At 63.6% G+C, this 13,525-nt stretch carries 18 protein-coding genes; 12 read left to right on the top strand and 6 right to left on the bottom strand.

Annotation, left to right across the window (positions count from 1 at the left end; translation table 11 throughout):
• Positions 1-7 precede the first annotated feature (7 nt).
• Genes KSS96_RS25555 through KSS96_RS25545 form a run of 3 tightly spaced genes read right to left on the bottom strand, consistent with a single transcriptional unit; the run spans position 8 to position 2,596 of the window.
• Positions 8-1,273, bottom strand: coding sequence for an ABC transporter permease (locus KSS96_RS25555; RefSeq protein WP_068934171.1), 1,266 nt, complete (start codon positions 1,271-1,273; stop codon positions 8-10).
• 1 nt (position 1,274) lies between these two features.
• A complete protein-coding gene (locus KSS96_RS25550; protein ID WP_017525978.1) occupies positions 1,275-1,985 on the bottom strand; it encodes an ABC transporter ATP-binding protein in 711 nt (236 codons plus the stop codon).
• Between the two features lie 8 nt (positions 1,986-1,993).
• Positions 1,994-2,596, bottom strand: coding sequence for a DUF2796 domain-containing protein (locus tag KSS96_RS25545; protein WP_137220455.1), 603 nt, complete (start codon positions 2,594-2,596; stop codon positions 1,994-1,996).
• Positions 2,597-2,727: 131 nt separating this feature from the next.
• On the opposite strand from KSS96_RS25545, the gene KSS96_RS25540 reads away from it, so the two are divergent.
• Complete coding sequence (locus tag KSS96_RS25540) at positions 2,728-3,075, top strand: hypothetical protein (RefSeq protein WP_137220456.1); 348 nt, start codon at positions 2,728-2,730, stop codon at positions 3,073-3,075.
• Here KSS96_RS25540 and trxA read toward each other — a convergent pair.
• The 3 genes from trxA to KSS96_RS25525 are packed head-to-tail and all read right to left on the bottom strand — an operon-like array spanning position 3,072 to position 5,091.
• On the bottom strand, positions 3,072-3,944 hold the full coding sequence (trxA, locus tag KSS96_RS25535; RefSeq protein WP_217855457.1) for a thioredoxin: 873 nt from the start codon (positions 3,942-3,944) through the stop codon (positions 3,072-3,074). The genes KSS96_RS25540 and trxA overlap by 4 nt on opposite strands.
• Before the next feature lie 32 nt (positions 3,945-3,976).
• Positions 3,977-4,639 carry a class I SAM-dependent methyltransferase gene (locus tag KSS96_RS25530; protein ID WP_065879165.1) on the bottom strand — a complete coding sequence of 221 codons (663 nt, stop codon included), beginning with the start codon at positions 4,637-4,639 and terminating at the stop codon, positions 3,977-3,979.
• Positions 4,636-5,091: a YbaY family lipoprotein gene (locus KSS96_RS25525; RefSeq protein ID WP_017525983.1), complete on the bottom strand. Its 456-nt coding sequence runs from the start codon at positions 5,089-5,091 to the stop codon at positions 4,636-4,638. Before KSS96_RS25525 ends, KSS96_RS25530 begins: the two co-directional genes overlap by 4 nt.
• A 139-nt stretch (positions 5,092-5,230) precedes the next feature.
• On the opposite strand from KSS96_RS25525, the gene nrdR reads away from it, so the two are divergent.
• From nrdR to KSS96_RS25470, 11 genes are all read left to right on the top strand, one after another.
• A complete protein-coding gene (nrdR, locus tag KSS96_RS25520; protein ID WP_026067112.1) occupies positions 5,231-5,701 on the top strand; it encodes a transcriptional regulator NrdR in 471 nt (156 codons plus the stop codon).
• The gene (gene ribD / locus KSS96_RS25515) at positions 5,698-6,825 is read left to right on the top strand and encodes a bifunctional diaminohydroxyphosphoribosylaminopyrimidine deaminase/5-amino-6-(5-phosphoribosylamino)uracil reductase RibD (protein WP_065879166.1); all 1,128 of its coding nucleotides are present in this window, start codon (positions 5,698-5,700) and stop codon (positions 6,823-6,825) included. The genes nrdR and ribD overlap by 4 nt, the downstream gene beginning before the upstream one ends.
• Before the next feature lie 48 nt (positions 6,826-6,873).
• Positions 6,874-7,536, top strand: a complete 663-nt coding sequence (locus KSS96_RS25510) for a riboflavin synthase (protein WP_017525986.1) — start codon at positions 6,874-6,876, stop codon at positions 7,534-7,536.
• 15 nt (positions 7,537-7,551) lie between these two features.
• A complete protein-coding gene (gene ribBA / locus KSS96_RS25505; protein ID WP_017525987.1) occupies positions 7,552-8,643 on the top strand; it encodes a bifunctional 3,4-dihydroxy-2-butanone-4-phosphate synthase/GTP cyclohydrolase II in 1,092 nt (363 codons plus the stop codon).
• An 88-nt stretch (positions 8,644-8,731) separates the two neighbouring features.
• Positions 8,732-9,208, top strand: a complete 477-nt coding sequence (gene ribH / locus KSS96_RS25500) for a 6,7-dimethyl-8-ribityllumazine synthase (RefSeq protein ID WP_003194576.1) — start codon at positions 8,732-8,734, stop codon at positions 9,206-9,208.
• On the top strand, positions 9,205-9,705 hold the full coding sequence (gene nusB, locus KSS96_RS25495) for a transcription antitermination factor NusB (protein ID WP_017525988.1): 501 nt from the start codon (positions 9,205-9,207) through the stop codon (positions 9,703-9,705). Before ribH ends, nusB begins: the two co-directional genes overlap by 4 nt.
• 18 nt (positions 9,706-9,723) lie before the next feature.
• Positions 9,724-10,689 carry a thiamine-phosphate kinase gene (gene thiL, locus KSS96_RS25490; RefSeq protein ID WP_217855455.1) on the top strand — a complete coding sequence of 322 codons (966 nt, stop codon included), beginning with the start codon at positions 9,724-9,726 and terminating at the stop codon, positions 10,687-10,689.
• Positions 10,690-10,755: 66 nt separating this feature from the next.
• A complete protein-coding gene (locus KSS96_RS25485; RefSeq protein WP_065879168.1) occupies positions 10,756-11,484 on the top strand; it encodes a substrate-binding periplasmic protein in 729 nt (242 codons plus the stop codon).
• 129 nt (positions 11,485-11,613) lie between these two features.
• On the top strand, positions 11,614-12,231 hold the full coding sequence (gene ribA / locus KSS96_RS25480) for a GTP cyclohydrolase II (RefSeq protein ID WP_017525991.1): 618 nt from the start codon (positions 11,614-11,616) through the stop codon (positions 12,229-12,231).
• Positions 12,228-12,647, top strand: coding sequence for a nuclear FMR1 interacting 1 family protein (locus KSS96_RS25475; RefSeq protein ID WP_065879169.1), 420 nt, complete (start codon positions 12,228-12,230; stop codon positions 12,645-12,647). Before ribA ends, KSS96_RS25475 begins: the two co-directional genes overlap by 4 nt.
• Positions 12,644-13,432 (top strand): cobalamin-binding protein, encoded by a 789-nt coding sequence (locus tag KSS96_RS25470; RefSeq protein WP_068936641.1) that lies wholly within the window; start codon positions 12,644-12,646, stop codon positions 13,430-13,432. Before KSS96_RS25475 ends, KSS96_RS25470 begins: the two co-directional genes overlap by 4 nt.
• Positions 13,433-13,525 lie beyond the last annotated feature (93 nt).

Raw genomic sequence — 13,525 nt, 5'->3', positions numbered from 1 at the left:
ACCTTCCTCATAAACGGATGGACAGGCCATCGGCCAAAGACTGGCGGTAGGCGCGCCACGCGGGCACGCTGCCCATCAACAGCGCAGCGCCCAGGATACCGGCGAGCAAGGTCCATTCATATTCGCTCGGCCACGCCATCGGCAGGTCCAGGCCATAGTTGGCCTGCAAATACCCGCGCGAGGCGGCGATGCATACATACAGCAGACCGCCGCCTGCGATCACGCCGGACAAGGCCAGGGCGAATGCTTCGAAGATCAGCAACGTAGCGATGTGCCAAGGCCGCGCGCCCACCGAACGCAAAATCGCCATTTCGCGGCGACGTTCGTTGAGGCTGGTGAGGATCGCCGTGAGCATGCCGATCAAACCGGTCAGCACCACGAACAGCGAGATCACGAACAGGGCTTTTTCGGCGGTGCCCATCATGCTCCACAGCTCTTGCAGCGCCACGCCCGGCAGGATCGCCAGCATCGGTTCACCGCGAAATTCGTTGATCTCCCGTTGCAGGGCGAAGGTGGAAATCTTGTTGTTCAGGCCGAGCATGAAGGCGGTGATGGCCTGCGGGGTCAGGTCCATGTTGCGCGCCTGGTCGGCGCTGATGCGGCCTTTGCCCTGGGCCGGCACGCCGTTGTGCCAGTCGATGTGGATGGCTTCCATGCCACCCAGGCTGATGTGCAACGTGCGGTCCACCGGCGTGCCGGTGCGCTTGAGAATGCCGACCACGGTGAACGGTTTGTCATCGTGCTTGACCAGGCTGACCACCGCCACACCGTGGGCCAGTACCAGTTTGTCGCCGAGTTTGTAGTGCAACGCGTCGGCGACTTCGGCGCCGAGTACCACCTCGAACGGGTCGGTGGCGAAGGCGCGGCCGCTGGCCAGTTCGAGGTGTTGTTTGCGCCCGTACTGGTAGTGCGCAAAGTAGGAATCGTTGGTGCCCATCACCCGGTAGCCGCGGTGAGAGTCGCCGAGGGAAATCGGGATCGCCCATTTCACCTGGGGGTTGGCGGCAAAATGCTCGAAGCTGTCCCAGCGGATATTGTTGGTGGCGTTGCCGATGCGAAATACCGAATACAGCAGCAGGTTCACCGAGCCGGAACGCGCACCGACGATCAGGTCGGTGCCGCTGATGGTGCTGGCGAAACTGTTGCGCGCCTCAACGCGTACGCGCTCCACCGCCAGCAACAGGCACACCGACAGGGCGATGGCGAAAGCGGTGAGGATCGCGGTAAAGCGGCGGTTAGCCAGGCTGGCCATGGCTAGACGAAACAAATACATCTCAAACCTCTGCGGGCGTGGCGGCGCGATTGAGTTCGGCCAGCGACAGGTTGCGGTCGAACAACGGCGCCAGGCTCTGGTCATGGCTGACAAACAACAGGCTCGCGCCGGCTTCGCGGCATTCGGCAAATAACAGTTGCAGGAAGGCTTCGCGGGCGTCGTAGTCCAGGGCCGAGGTGGGCTCATCGGCAATCACCAGTTCCGGTTGGCCGATCAGCGCGCGGGCGGCGGCCACCCGTTGCTGCTGGCCGATGGACAGCGAGTCGGCGCGACGCTCCAGCAGCTCGTGGTCTTTCAACCCCAGGTGCGCAAGCAGGGCGGCGGCGGCCTGGGCCACGCTGCCGTGGCGCTGCCTGGCGCGTTGCGCGCGTAGCTTGGAAAAGTGACAAGGCAACTCGACGTTCTCGCGCACCGACAGAAACGGCAGCAGGTTGAACTGCTGGAAGATATAGCCGGTGTGGTCAACCCGGAAACGGTCGCGGGCGCCGGCCGACAGTGCGGTCAACTCCTGGTCGAGCAGGCGAATGCTGCCCCGGCTGGGTTTTTGCACCCCGCCGAGCAAACCCAGCAAGGTGGTCTTGCCACTCCCGCTGGGGCCTTTGAGAAATAGCGTTTCCCCGCGTTCCAGACGGAACGTGGGGATGTCCAGCAACTGTGGGTGACCAGGCCAGTTGAAGCCCAGGTCAGACAGTTCGATTAAGGCTTGAGTCATTGGGTATCTCAGAACTTCAGGGTGGCTGCCTGGGCCGTCGCATCAACACCCTGCTGGCCGCTTGGGCCGATCAGTTGTACCTGAATTTTCTGGGTGGCGGGGAAGGTCTTGAAGACCTGGCTCAGGTCCAGGTTGCTCAGCGCGGTCGGCGTGGCGCAGGTGAACTGGTAGTGGGCGTGGATTTCGCTGTGGTCGTGGTGATGCTCATGGGCGCCGTCCTTGGCGTCATGGTCATCATCATCGTCGTCGTGGTCGGCCTCGGGTTTGTCGCCGAACAGGGGGCTGTTCAGTTCCTGGCTGCTGACCACGCAACCGGCGGCCTCTGGCAGGTTGAACAGGGCCAGTGGGTTTTCAAGTTGTTTGCGCACGGCGGCGACCTTGGCTTTGTCCGCCGCGCTAGTGGCGAGGTGTTCGAAGCCCACCAGGTTCATTGCCGGGCTGTCCAGCTCCAGCTCCAGGGCCTGGCCGTCGAGTGCCGCGTTGAGGCGGCCCACGCCATGTTCGTGGGCACCGAGGCTGCCGTGCTCATGGTCGTGATCATGTTCGTCTGCGGCATGGGCAATGGCCAGTGGCAGCAGGGCAAACGGCAAAGCGAGCAACAGACGGCGCATGAGTACACTCCAGAAGATGAAAGTTTTGTTATGTGATCTTATAACAATATGCCCGAGAGTTTGACCGCCTGCTTGGCGTTGCGCAAGCCGCATGGGAGCATGCCCGTCAGAAAAATGCAGGAGTGAGGACGATGTTGCGAATTCGTGGAACCGTCGGCAACCTGCCGGTGGACTTGACCCTGGAGCTGGACGACGGCGATTGGGCACGGCTGGGCGCGCAGTTGCAGACGGCGCCCGCGGCCAACACGGCCACCGCGCCGGCGGCACCGGCTAAACACAACGATGAATTGTGGCAGAGCGCCCAAGACCTGTTGCGCAACGCCGGGCAGCTCAGCGGCCTGGAACTGCTCGACCGGCTCGAAGGCCTGGCCGGCGACGCCTCGGCGGGTAAGCGCCTGCTCGTGCGCCTGCGCCACAGTGCCAAGGTCAAAGTCGCCAGCGGCGGGGATACGCCGCTGTACAGCTGGGTCGGCGATTAGTACAGCGCAGCGAATAATTTGCGGCGGTATGCAGTGACCAGCGGGTGATCGTTGCCCAGCAACTCGAACACCTGCAGCAAGGTCTTGTGCGGCAGGCCTTCACTGTAGCTGCGGTTGCGGATAAACAATTTGAGCAGTCCTTCCAGCGCCGCGTCGTATTGCTGGCGGGCCAGTTGCTGGATGCTCAGTTGATAGGCGGCTTCATCGTCCTGCGGGTTTTGCGCCAGGCGGCTTTTCAAGTCGGCGGCGTCCGGCAGGTCGGCAGCCTGGCGCAGGAAGGTGATTTGCGCCTTGGCGCCGGCGAGGGCGGCTTTATGGTCATCGCTTTTCACCGCGTCGAGCACGGTCTGGGCTTCACCCAGCTCACCGCGTTCGGCCAGGCAGCGGGCGTACAGAATCAGCGCGGCGGCGTTGCTGTTGTCCTCGCCCAGCAGCGCGACCAGCACGGCTTCGGCATCGCTGATGCGGCCTTCGGTGAACAATGCCCGGGCCTGTTCCAACGGATCTGCCGCCGCGGGCGGTGGCATCTGCACATGCGGCGCGAGCAGCGCGCGCACCGCTGATTCGGGCTGCGCCCCGGCAAAACCGTCGACCGGCTGGCCATCCTTGAACAGCACCACGGTCGGCAGGCTTTGGATGCCAAACCGCGCGACGATATCCTGCTCGGCTTCGCAATCGACCTTGGCCAATAGCAACTCACCCTGATAACTCTCGGCAATCTGCGCCAGCATCGGCATCAACGCCTTGCACGGCGCGCACCACTCGGCCCAGAAATCCACCAATACGGGTTTTTCGAAAGAGTTCTGAATCACGGCCTGGTCGAAGTTGGCGCTGGTGACGTCGAAGATGTACGGCGTGGGCTCACTCATGGGGCGTCTCGAATAAAGCGGGAATGGGGCAACTATAAGGGCTGGCGCCGCGAATGGTACAGGCTCACCTTGCGAAACTCCCAAGGCTCGGCCAGGTCGGGCAGGGTCAGGGCATCCAGGATTTCCAGGCGCTGATAGCTCGGATGCTGGAAGTCTCGCACTCGCGAATCCGCCACCAGCGCTTCGCGGCCACGGGTGAGGAACTGGTCCAGCAGCGGCAGGTTGGCGCGGTCATAGAGCACATCGGCCACCAGGATCAGGTCGAAGCGGTCAGCCTCGGCGAAAAAGTCCGCCGAATAGGTCAATGCCACGTTATTGAGCGCGGCATTTGCGCGGCAAGCGGCTAACGCCAGCGGGTCCAGGTCGCAGGCCACCACTTCCAATGCGCCTGCCTTGACGGCCGCAATCGCAGCCACGCCGGAGCCTGCTCCGAAATCCAGCACGCGTTTGCCGGCGACCCACTCGGGGTTGGCCGCCAGGTAGCGCGCCAATGCCAGGCCGCTCGCCCAGCAAAAGCTCCAGTAGGGCGGTTCGTGCAGGATGCGTCGGGTTTCTTCGGGGCTGAAGGCGCGGTCCATATTGTCGGCATCCAGCAGCCACAACGACAGCTGCGTGCCCGGCAGCGGGCAGGGCACCAAGTGGGCGTCGCCGATCAGCTCGCTCAGCGCGCGCTGCAAGTCCAACGGTGGCGTCATGGTGCCTTGACGAGTTCCAGTGGGCCGGTGGTCTGGGTGATCGCCTGGGTAATGCGCACGGCGGGCAGGTGCAGGATCAACTGGCCAGACTGGCTGGCGCGGCCGCGCAGTTCGACCCGCGCACCGGCCGGGAAGGCCTCGGGGTTGAAGCGCAGGCGGAACGCCAGGGGCTTGCCGTTGCCGGTGAGCACGCTGCTGGCGAGCAATTGTTGTGGGCGTGAACGGTCGTCGATCACCAGCAGGGCCATCTCGACTTCCGCGCCGGCAGGCACGTTGGTCAGGCTGCCATTGATTTCACGCTGGTACGCCGGCAACGGGCCGAGGTCTTCGATCCCTGGGACTTTTTTCTCTTGCGCGGGCACGGGTTGAGGCGTGGACGGTTTGGGGGCTTCGCTGCTGCAGGCGACCAGAACACTGAACAAAGCGAGCAAAACAAAGGGTCGTAACTGCATGTACGGCTCCAAAAAGGACAAAATCCGTGACGTGAAAGGTAACAAACATAATAGCCCGCCTGTATACCGGAAAGGCTATGGCTTGTCTTGCCACGGGGATGCGCTACCATGGCCCTCCCTTTTTTTGTTGCCTGCCACCATGCACTGTCCCTTCTGCGGTGCCAACGACACCAAGGTCATTGACTCGCGTCTGGTCGCCGAGGGCGATCAAGTGCGTCGCCGGCGCGAATGCCTGGCCTCTGGCTGCGGTGAACGTTTCACCACCTTCGAAACCGCCGAACTGGTATTGCCGCGTCTGATCAAGTCCGACGGCAGCCGCCAGCCCTTCGACGAAGAAAAACTGCGCGCCGGTATGCAGCGCGCCCTGGAAAAACGCCCGGTGAGTGTCGAGCGCCTGGAAGCGGCGCTGGCGCATATCAAGCACAAGCTGCGGGCGACCGGCGAGCGCGAGGTCAAGAGCCTGGTGGTAGGAGAGCTGGTGATGAGCGAGCTGCAAAAGCTCGACGAAGTCGCCTATATCCGTTTCGCTTCGGTGTATCGACGCTTCCAGGACCTCAATGAGTTCCGCGAAGAGATCGACCGCCTGGCCCGTGAGCCTGCCAAACAATGACCTCTGAACAGGCAGTGCTCGACGCCCACTACATGGCCCGCGCCCTAGAATTGGCGCGCAACGGCCTGTACACCACTCACCCCAACCCGCGAGTGGGCTGCGTGATCGTGCGCGATGGGCAGGTGGTCGGTGAAGGTTGGCACGAACGCACCGGCGAACCGCATGCCGAACCCAACGCCCTGCGCGCCGCCGGTGACAAGGCCCGTGGCGCCACGGTGTACGTGACGCTCGAACCGTGCAGCCACCACGGCCACACGCCGCCCTGCGCCGATGCGCTGGTGAGTGCCGGCGTCGCGCGCGTGGTGGCCGGCATGCAGGACCCGAACCCGGAAGTGGCGGGGCGCGGCATGCAGCGTCTGGCCCAGGCCGGGATCGAGGTTCGCAGCGGCGTGCTGGAAGCTCAGGCGCGGGCGTTGAACCCGGGGTTTCTCAAACGTATGGAACATGGCCTGCCGTTTGTGCGGGTCAAGCTGGCGATGAGCCTGGACGGGCGCACCGCCATGGCCAGCGGCGAAAGCCAATGGATCACCGGCCCCGCTGCCCGCGCGGCGGTGCAGCGCCTGCGTGCCGAGGCCAGCGTGGTACTGACCGGCGCCGACACGGTGTTGGCGGACGGCGCCCGCCTGACCGTGCGCGCCGCCGAGCTGGGCCTGGATGCCGCCACCACGGCCCTGGCCATGTCGCGCCCGCCGCTGCGCGTATTGATCGACGGCCGCCTGCGCGTGCCGCTCAATGCGCCATTCTTCAAGGCCGGCCCGGCACTGGTCATTACGTGCGTCACCCCGGAAAACCAGTTTCCCCGTGGCCCCGAGTGCCTGGTGGTGCCCGGCGTGGACGGCCAGGTCGACCTGCGCTCGGCCCTGGTCGCCCTCGCTGCGCGTGGCGTCAACGAGGTGCTGGTGGAAGCCGGCCCAAGCCTGGCAGGCGCCTTTGCCCAACAAGGCCTGGTGGACGAATACGTGATTTTCATCGCCGGCAAGTTCCTCGGTTCCGCTGCGCGGCCGTTGCTCGACTGGCCGCTTGAGAAACTGGCCGATGCCCCCCAACTCAAGATCACTGAAATGCGCGCTGTAGGCGATGACTGGCGAGTCACTGCCATCCCTGTGCCAGCAGCGAGCGTATAATTCCCGGCCTGCGCTTGAGCGTCAGCCCCCCGTTTTCAGGAGAACGAAATGTTCACCGGCATTATCGAATCCATCGGCAGCATCCGTGCAATGACCCCCAAAGGCGGCGACGTGCGCCTGCTGGTTGAAACCGGCAAACTCGACCTCGGCGACGTGAAGCTGGGCGACAGCATCGCCGTCAGCGGTGTGTGCCTGACCGTCGTCGAGCTGCCTGGCAACGGCTTTGCCGCCGACGTCAGCCGGGAAACCCTGGACTGCACCGCGATGAACGACCTCAAGGCCGGCAGCCCGGTCAACCTGGAAAAAGCCCTGACCCCCACCACGCGCCTGGGCGGCCACCTGGTCAGCGGCCATGTCGACGGTGTCGGTGAAGTGGTTGCGCGCAGCGAAAACGCGCGCGCCGTGGAATTTCGCATCCGCGCGCCCAAAGAGCTGGCCAAGTACATCGCCCACAAAGGCTCGATCACCGTCGACGGCACCAGCCTGACCGTGAACGCCGTGAATGGCGCCGAATTCGAACTGACCATCATTCCCCACACCCTGAGCGAAACCATCATGGCGTCGTACCAGCCGGGTCGCCGGGTGAACCTGGAAGTCGACTTGCTTGCCCGTTACCTGGAACGCCTGCTGATGGGCGACAAGGCCGCAGAGCCTGCGTCCGGGAACATCACTGAAAGTTTTCTGGCCGCTAACGGCTACCTGAAATCCTGACCAAGGGGGTGCCACGTGGCGCTCAATAGCATCGAAGAACTGGTTGAAGACATCCGCCAAGGCAAGATGGTCATCCTGATGGATGACGAAGACCGCGAGAACGAAGGCGACATCATCATGGCCGCCGAGGCCTGCAAGCCCGAGCACATCAACTTCATGGCCAAGCACGCCCGTGGGCTGATCTGCATGCCCATGAGCCGCGAACGCTGCGAGCTGCTCAAGCTGCCGCTGATGGCGCCGCGCAATGGCTCTGGTTTTGGCACCAAGTTCACCGTATCGATCGAAGCGACCACCGGCGTCACCACCGGTATTTCCGCCGCCGACCGCGCCCGCACCGTGCAAGCCGCGGCCGCGAAGGACGCCAAGGCCGAAGACATCGTCAGCCCCGGCCATATCTTCCCGCTGATGGCCCAGCCGGGCGGCACCCTGGCCCGTGCCGGCCACACCGAAGCCGCCTGTGATTTGGCGCGCATGGCCGGTTTCGAGCCGAGCGGCGTGATCTGCGAAGTGATGAACGACGACGGCACCATGGCCCGTCGCGCCGAACTCGAAGCCTTTGCCGCCGAACATGGCATCAAGATCGGCACCATCGCCGACCTGATTCACTACCGGATGATCCACGAACGTACCGTTCAGCGGATTGCCGAGCAGCCGCTGGACAGCGAACTGGGCCAATTCAACCTGGTGACCTACCGTGATTCGGTGGAAGGCGATGTGCACATGGCACTGACCCTGGGCGCCATCAGCGGTGAAGAACCGACCCTGGTGCGCGTACACAACATGGACCCGCTACGCGACCTGTTGATGGTCAAGCAACCCGGCCGTTGGAGCCTGCGCGCCGCCATGGCTGCGGTGTCCGAGGCCGGCAGCGGCGTGGTGCTGCTGCTGGGCAACCCGGTGGATGGCGACGTGTTGCTGGCGCATATTCGCGAAACTGCCGAGCAGACCCAGGTGAAAACACCGACCACCTACAGCATCGTCGGTGCCGGTTCGCAGATCCTGCGCGACCTCGGGGTGCGCAAAATGCGCCTGATGAGCGCACCGATGAAATTTAATGCGATATCCGGATTCGATCTGGAAGTTGTAGAATACGTGCCCTCCGAATAAAGGCCGGCTATTTTTGCCCCTTGTTCGCGGTTAAATCATCACTGAGGGGCGCACTTTTCGCGTCCCGGCTCTTTAAGAGATTTGTCGAATGACCCTGAAGACCATCGAAGGTACCTTCATCGCCCCCAAAGGCCGCTATGCCCTGGTGGTTGGCCGCTTCAACAGCTTCGTGGTTGAAAGCCTGGTAAGCGGTGCCGTGGATGCCCTGGTTCGCCACGGTGTGAGCGAAAGCGACATCACCCTCATCCGCGCCCCTGGCGCCTTCGAAATTCCACTGGTTGCGCAAAAAGTTGCCCAACAGGGCGAATACGCGGCGATCATCGCCCTGGGCGCGGTCATTCGTGGCGGTACTCCGCACTTCGAATACGTGGCCGGTGAATGCACCAAGGGCCTGGCCCAGGTGTCCATGGAGTTCGGCGTGCCGGTCGCGTTCGGCGTACTGACCGTTGATTCCATCGAGCAAGCCATCGAGCGTTCCGGCACCAAGGCCGGTAACAAAGGCGCTGAAGCTGCCCTGTCCGCCCTGGAAATGGTCAGCCTGCTGTCGCAGTTGGAGGCCAAGTGATTTCCGACGAGAGCGATCAGTTCAACCCTCAGGACCCGCGCCCTGCGGATGCCGGCAAGCCATCCAAGAGCGAAAAGCGTCGTAAAGCGCGTCAGCTCGCGACCCAGGCGCTGTACCAGCGTCACCTGGCAGGCGCTTCGCTGAACGAAATCGAGGCGCAGTTTCGCGTCGATAACGACTTCACCTTCGCCGACCAGAGCTATTTCCACGACATCCTGCACGGTGTGCATGCCAACCTGACCGAGATCGATACAGCCCTGGCGCCCTGCCTGGACCTGACCCTCGAAGAACTCGACCCGGTTGAGCTGTGCGTACTGCGCCTGTCCACCTGGGAGTTGCTCAAGCGCGTCGACGTGCCGTACCGCGTGGTGATCAACGAAGGCATCGAACTGGCGAAAGTCTACGGTTCGACCGACGGCCACAAGTTCGTGAACGGCGTGCTCGACAAGCTGGCCCCGCGCCTGCGTGAAGCCGAAGTGAAGGAACACAAGCGCTAAGTTGCGCTTGAGTCCCGAATGGGTGAGTTTGAGCTGATCCGCACCTACTTCGCCGCCGCGCCCTGTGCGCAGGGTGGCGAAGGCATTGCCCTGGGGATCGGCGACGACTGCGCCTTGCTGGTACTCCCGCCTGGGGAGCAACTGGCAATTTCCACCGATACCCTGGTGGCCGGCGTGCATTTTGCCGACCCTTGCGATCCGTTCCTGCTCGGCCAGCGCTCGCTGGCCGTGGCGGTCAGCGACTTGGCTGCCATGGGCGCCAACCCCCTCGCATTCACCCTTGCCCTGACCACGCCGACGGTCGAAGCCGACTGGCTGCAACGCTATGCCCAAGGGTTGAACGCCATGGCGCAACGCTGCGGTGTGGGCCTGGTGGGCGGCGATACCACGCGCGGGCCGCTCAGCCTGACCCTGACGGTGTTCGGCCGTGTGCCGGCCGGGCAAGCGTTGACGCGGCGCGGTGCGCAACCGGGCGACCTGATGTGTGTCGGCGGCGCCTTGGGCAACGCCGCAGGTGCCTTGCCGCTGGTACTGGGCCAACGCAATGCCGATGCGAGCATTGCCGACCCGCTGCTGGCGCATTACTGGTCGCCGCAACCGCAATTGGCGCTGGGCCTGGCGCTGCGGGGCAGGGCGACAGCCGCCATGGATATTTCGGACGGTTTGTTGGCCGATTGCGGGCATATCGCCAAGGCGTCGGGCGTAAGCCTGTTGATCGAGCGTCAGCGCTTGCCGTTGTCCGAGGCCTTGCTCGCGTTTTTGGGGGATGAGCAGGCCAGGGTGGCCGCGTTAAGCGGCGGCGACGACTATGTGCTGGCGTTCACCCTGCCGCCCGTCGAGTTGGCGCCGTTACTGGCCGCCGGCTGGCCGGTGCATGTTATCGGCCGCGTCGAGGCCGGGCAGGGCGTAACGCTGCTTGATGCCGGCGGGCAAGACATCACTCCCGCTCTGCGTGGTTATCAACATTTTGGCCAGACGCCCTGAATCGGTGTGCTGGGCTACCCTCTATAACGTCATTACCGATGCAAGGCTTTGCAGGAGGTCGTACCGATGCACGTGCGCCGCTGGCTGCTGATACTGCTGTGTGTCGTTTCGACCTGTGGGCGGGCAGAGGATAGCGCGGTGCCTCCCGGCAACGTCATGTTGGCCAGTGAGGCCTGGGACGACTACACCAATGCCGACGGCAGCGGCCTGGCCTGGGACGTATTGCGACGGGTATTCGAACCGGCCGGGATCACCTTGCACACCCGCATCGAGCCCTACACCCGCTCCGTGGGCCTGGCCCAGTGCGGTGAAGTGGACGGCTGGGTCGGTTCTTACCGCGATGAGGTCAAGGGCGTGCTGTACCCGCGCTGGAACTTCGACTCCGACCGGATCTATGCCCTCGGGTTGGCCTCCTCACCGACGCCGAGCGCGGCAACGCTGGGCGACTACCGCCTGGCCTGGATGCGCGGTTACAAGTACGAAGGGTATTTGCCTAACATGCGGCGCTTTAAACAGATCGAGCGGCGCGAGGGCATTTTGCCGATGCTCCAGCATGGCCGTGCCGACTTCTACATCGATGCCCTCGCCGAAGCCAACGAGGTTCTCAGCCAGGCGCAAGACCCCGCCACATTCCGGCTTACTCACATCATCGACTTGCCGCTCTACGTAGGTTTTGCCGATACCGAACGCGGGCGGGCATTGCGCACGGTGTTCGACCAGCGCATGGCCGTCCTGGTAAAAAGTGGCGAGCTCAAGCCGATCTTCCAGCGCTGGAAACTGCCGTATCCGTTCTAACCTGCATAGAACCGGGACGAAGGCCAATCAAACCGATTGATCTTTATCAGCGATCATTCAGCTTAAGCGTCTGTAGGAACCTGCTGTTACAATGCCCGCCTCTGTGAAATCTGAAATCAGGAGCACACGGTGCCCGTCGTTTTCGTCGCTGCTTCCAAGCTGCCTACCCCTTTTGCCACGTTCACCATGAATGGCTTTCTCGAAGAAGCCACTGGCCGCGAGCACGTTGTGCTCAGCCTGGGCGATATCGCCGATGGCGCGCCGGTGCTGGGGCGAGTGCACTCCGAGTGCCTGACCGGCGATGCGTTGTTCAGCCAGCGCTGTGACTGCGGCTCGCAACTGGAAGCCGCCATGCGCGCCATCGCCCATGAAGGCCGTGGCGTGCTGCTGTATTTGCGTCAGGAAGGTCGTGGCATTGGCCTGTTGAACAAGATTCGCGCCTACGAACTGCAAGACGGCGGCGCCGATACCGTTGAGGCCAACGAGCGCCTGGGCTTCGCCGCCGACCAGCGTGACTACGCGATCTGCCTGCCGATGCTGGAACATCTGGGCGTGAAATCCCTGCGCCTGATGACCAACAACCCGCGCAAGGTCAAAGCCTTGACCGAAATGGGCATCACCGTGGCCGAGCGCGTGCCGCTGCACACCGGGCACAACCCGCACAACAAGCTCTACCTGGCCACTAAAGCCAGCAAGCTCGACCACATGATGGGCAATGAGCACCAAGGCGAGGTCGATCGCGCGTGACCCGTGGCCAGGTAAAGCGACGACTGTCCTTCAACTGGTGGCAATACCTGGCCCTCGCGCTGCTGCCATTGTTCGTGATCAACCTGGTGTTCGGCCGCGCCGAAGCCCTGCTGCCGGTGCTGGCCATGCCGTTCTTTATCGCCGGCATGGCTTCGATGTTTCTCAGCCTGCGCTTCTTTAACGGCTATAAACACGCGTTGATCGCGACCTCCAAAGCCCTCGATACCCCTGAAGAACCGGCGGCCTGGATCACCTTGGCGGCGCGTCGTCGCATGGCGTTGCTGGTGGCGGCGCTCCCGGCCTGGGTCGGCGCGTTGGCGGTGTTTGTCGGCCTGGAGGCGGTACCGCTGTTTTTGCTGGCGCTGTCGACGCTGGTGCTGTTTTACCTCTATCGCATTCCGCGTCAGTTGGGATGATGCGCCACTGGCTGGCGGTTCTGCTGCTGGCAACGAGTGCCCAGGCCTCGGCCGCGGAGCGGGTGGTGAGCTTGGCGCCGTCGCTGTCGGAAATTGTGCTTGAACTGGGGGCCGCCGACCTGCTGGTGGGCGTGCTCGATGGCGGTGAGCGGCCGGCCGCGTTGACGCAGGTGCCGTCGGTGGGCCGATACGGCCAGTTGAACATCGAGCGCCTGCTCAGCCTCAAGCCCGACTTGATCCTGCTGTGGCCCGGCAGCCTCGGCCCGGCCCAGCGTGAGCAGTTGCAACGCCTGAATATCCCCGTCTACGTGGCCGAACCCCATAGCCTTGAACAACTGACCACCCAGGTCGAAGCGATTGCCCGGCAACTGGGCCGTGCCGATGCCGGCCGCCAATTGGCCGCTCAACTGCGCCAGCGTCTGGCCGAGCTGCGCCAGCGTTATCAGCGGGCCGAGCCGGTGCGGGTGTTTTACCAAGTCTGGAACCAGCCGCTCTATACCGTGGGCGGCGGGCAGATCATCAGCGATGCCTTGACGGTATGCGGTGCGCGCAATGTGTTTGATGACCTGAAGCTGCCTGCGCCGCAGGTGAGCATTGAGTCGGTGTTGCAGCGCGATCCCGAGGTGATTCTGGTCGGTGACCAGGCTCAGGCGGATGCCTGGAAGGTCTGGCCGGCGATGGCGGGGCGGGTGCGGCTTGTGACGGACAAAGGCCTGGAGCGGCCCAGTGCGCAGATGGTCGACGCAGTGGCGAAGCTGTGCCAATTGATTGCGCCACAGCGCTAGCCTGAGCCTGGGCATTTTCCGACGGGTTATTAAGACCTGAACGTCGGCTTCACCGACAGGCGCGCCTAAGGCTTCATCACCTGTGCCGAGGCA

It is taken from the genome of Pseudomonas asgharzadehiana (assembly GCF_019139815.1).
Taxonomy (GTDB): domain Bacteria; phylum Pseudomonadota; class Gammaproteobacteria; order Pseudomonadales; family Pseudomonadaceae; genus Aquipseudomonas; species Aquipseudomonas asgharzadehiana.
Note: the sequence above shows the minus strand (reverse complement) of the source record. Positions and strands in the feature narration are given on the sequence as shown.

Bases quoted from the DNA above. Each gene is read 5' to 3' on its own strand.
- KSS96_RS25555 (WP_068934171.1), bottom strand. From the start codon at position 1,273: ATGTATTTGTTTCGTCTAGCCATGGCCAGCCTGGCTAACCGCCGCTTT.
- KSS96_RS25550 (WP_017525978.1), bottom strand. From the start codon at position 1,985: ATGACTCAAGCCTTAATCGAACTGTCTGACCTGGGCTTCAACTGGCCT.
- KSS96_RS25545 (WP_137220455.1), bottom strand. From the start codon at position 2,596: ATGCGCCGTCTGTTGCTCGCTTTGCCGTTTGCCCTGCTGCCACTGGCC.
- KSS96_RS25540 (WP_137220456.1), top strand. From the start codon at position 2,728: ATGTTGCGAATTCGTGGAACCGTCGGCAACCTGCCGGTGGACTTGACC.
- trxA (WP_217855457.1), bottom strand. From the start codon at position 3,944: ATGAGTGAGCCCACGCCGTACATCTTCGACGTCACCAGCGCCAACTTC.
- KSS96_RS25530 (WP_065879165.1), bottom strand. From the start codon at position 4,639: ATGACGCCACCGTTGGACTTGCAGCGCGCGCTGAGCGAGCTGATCGGC.
- KSS96_RS25525 (WP_017525983.1), bottom strand. From the start codon at position 5,091: ATGCAGTTACGACCCTTTGTTTTGCTCGCTTTGTTCAGTGTTCTGGTC.
- nrdR (WP_026067112.1), top strand. From the start codon at position 5,231: ATGCACTGTCCCTTCTGCGGTGCCAACGACACCAAGGTCATTGACTCG.
- ribD (WP_065879166.1), top strand. From the start codon at position 5,698: ATGACCTCTGAACAGGCAGTGCTCGACGCCCACTACATGGCCCGCGCC.
- KSS96_RS25510 (WP_017525986.1), top strand. From the start codon at position 6,874: ATGTTCACCGGCATTATCGAATCCATCGGCAGCATCCGTGCAATGACC.
- ribH (WP_003194576.1), top strand. From the start codon at position 8,732: ATGACCCTGAAGACCATCGAAGGTACCTTCATCGCCCCCAAAGGCCGC.
- thiL (WP_217855455.1), top strand. From the start codon at position 9,724: ATGGGTGAGTTTGAGCTGATCCGCACCTACTTCGCCGCCGCGCCCTGT.
- KSS96_RS25485 (WP_065879168.1), top strand. From the start codon at position 10,756: ATGCACGTGCGCCGCTGGCTGCTGATACTGCTGTGTGTCGTTTCGACC.
- KSS96_RS25470 (WP_068936641.1), top strand. From the start codon at position 12,644: ATGATGCGCCACTGGCTGGCGGTTCTGCTGCTGGCAACGAGTGCCCAG.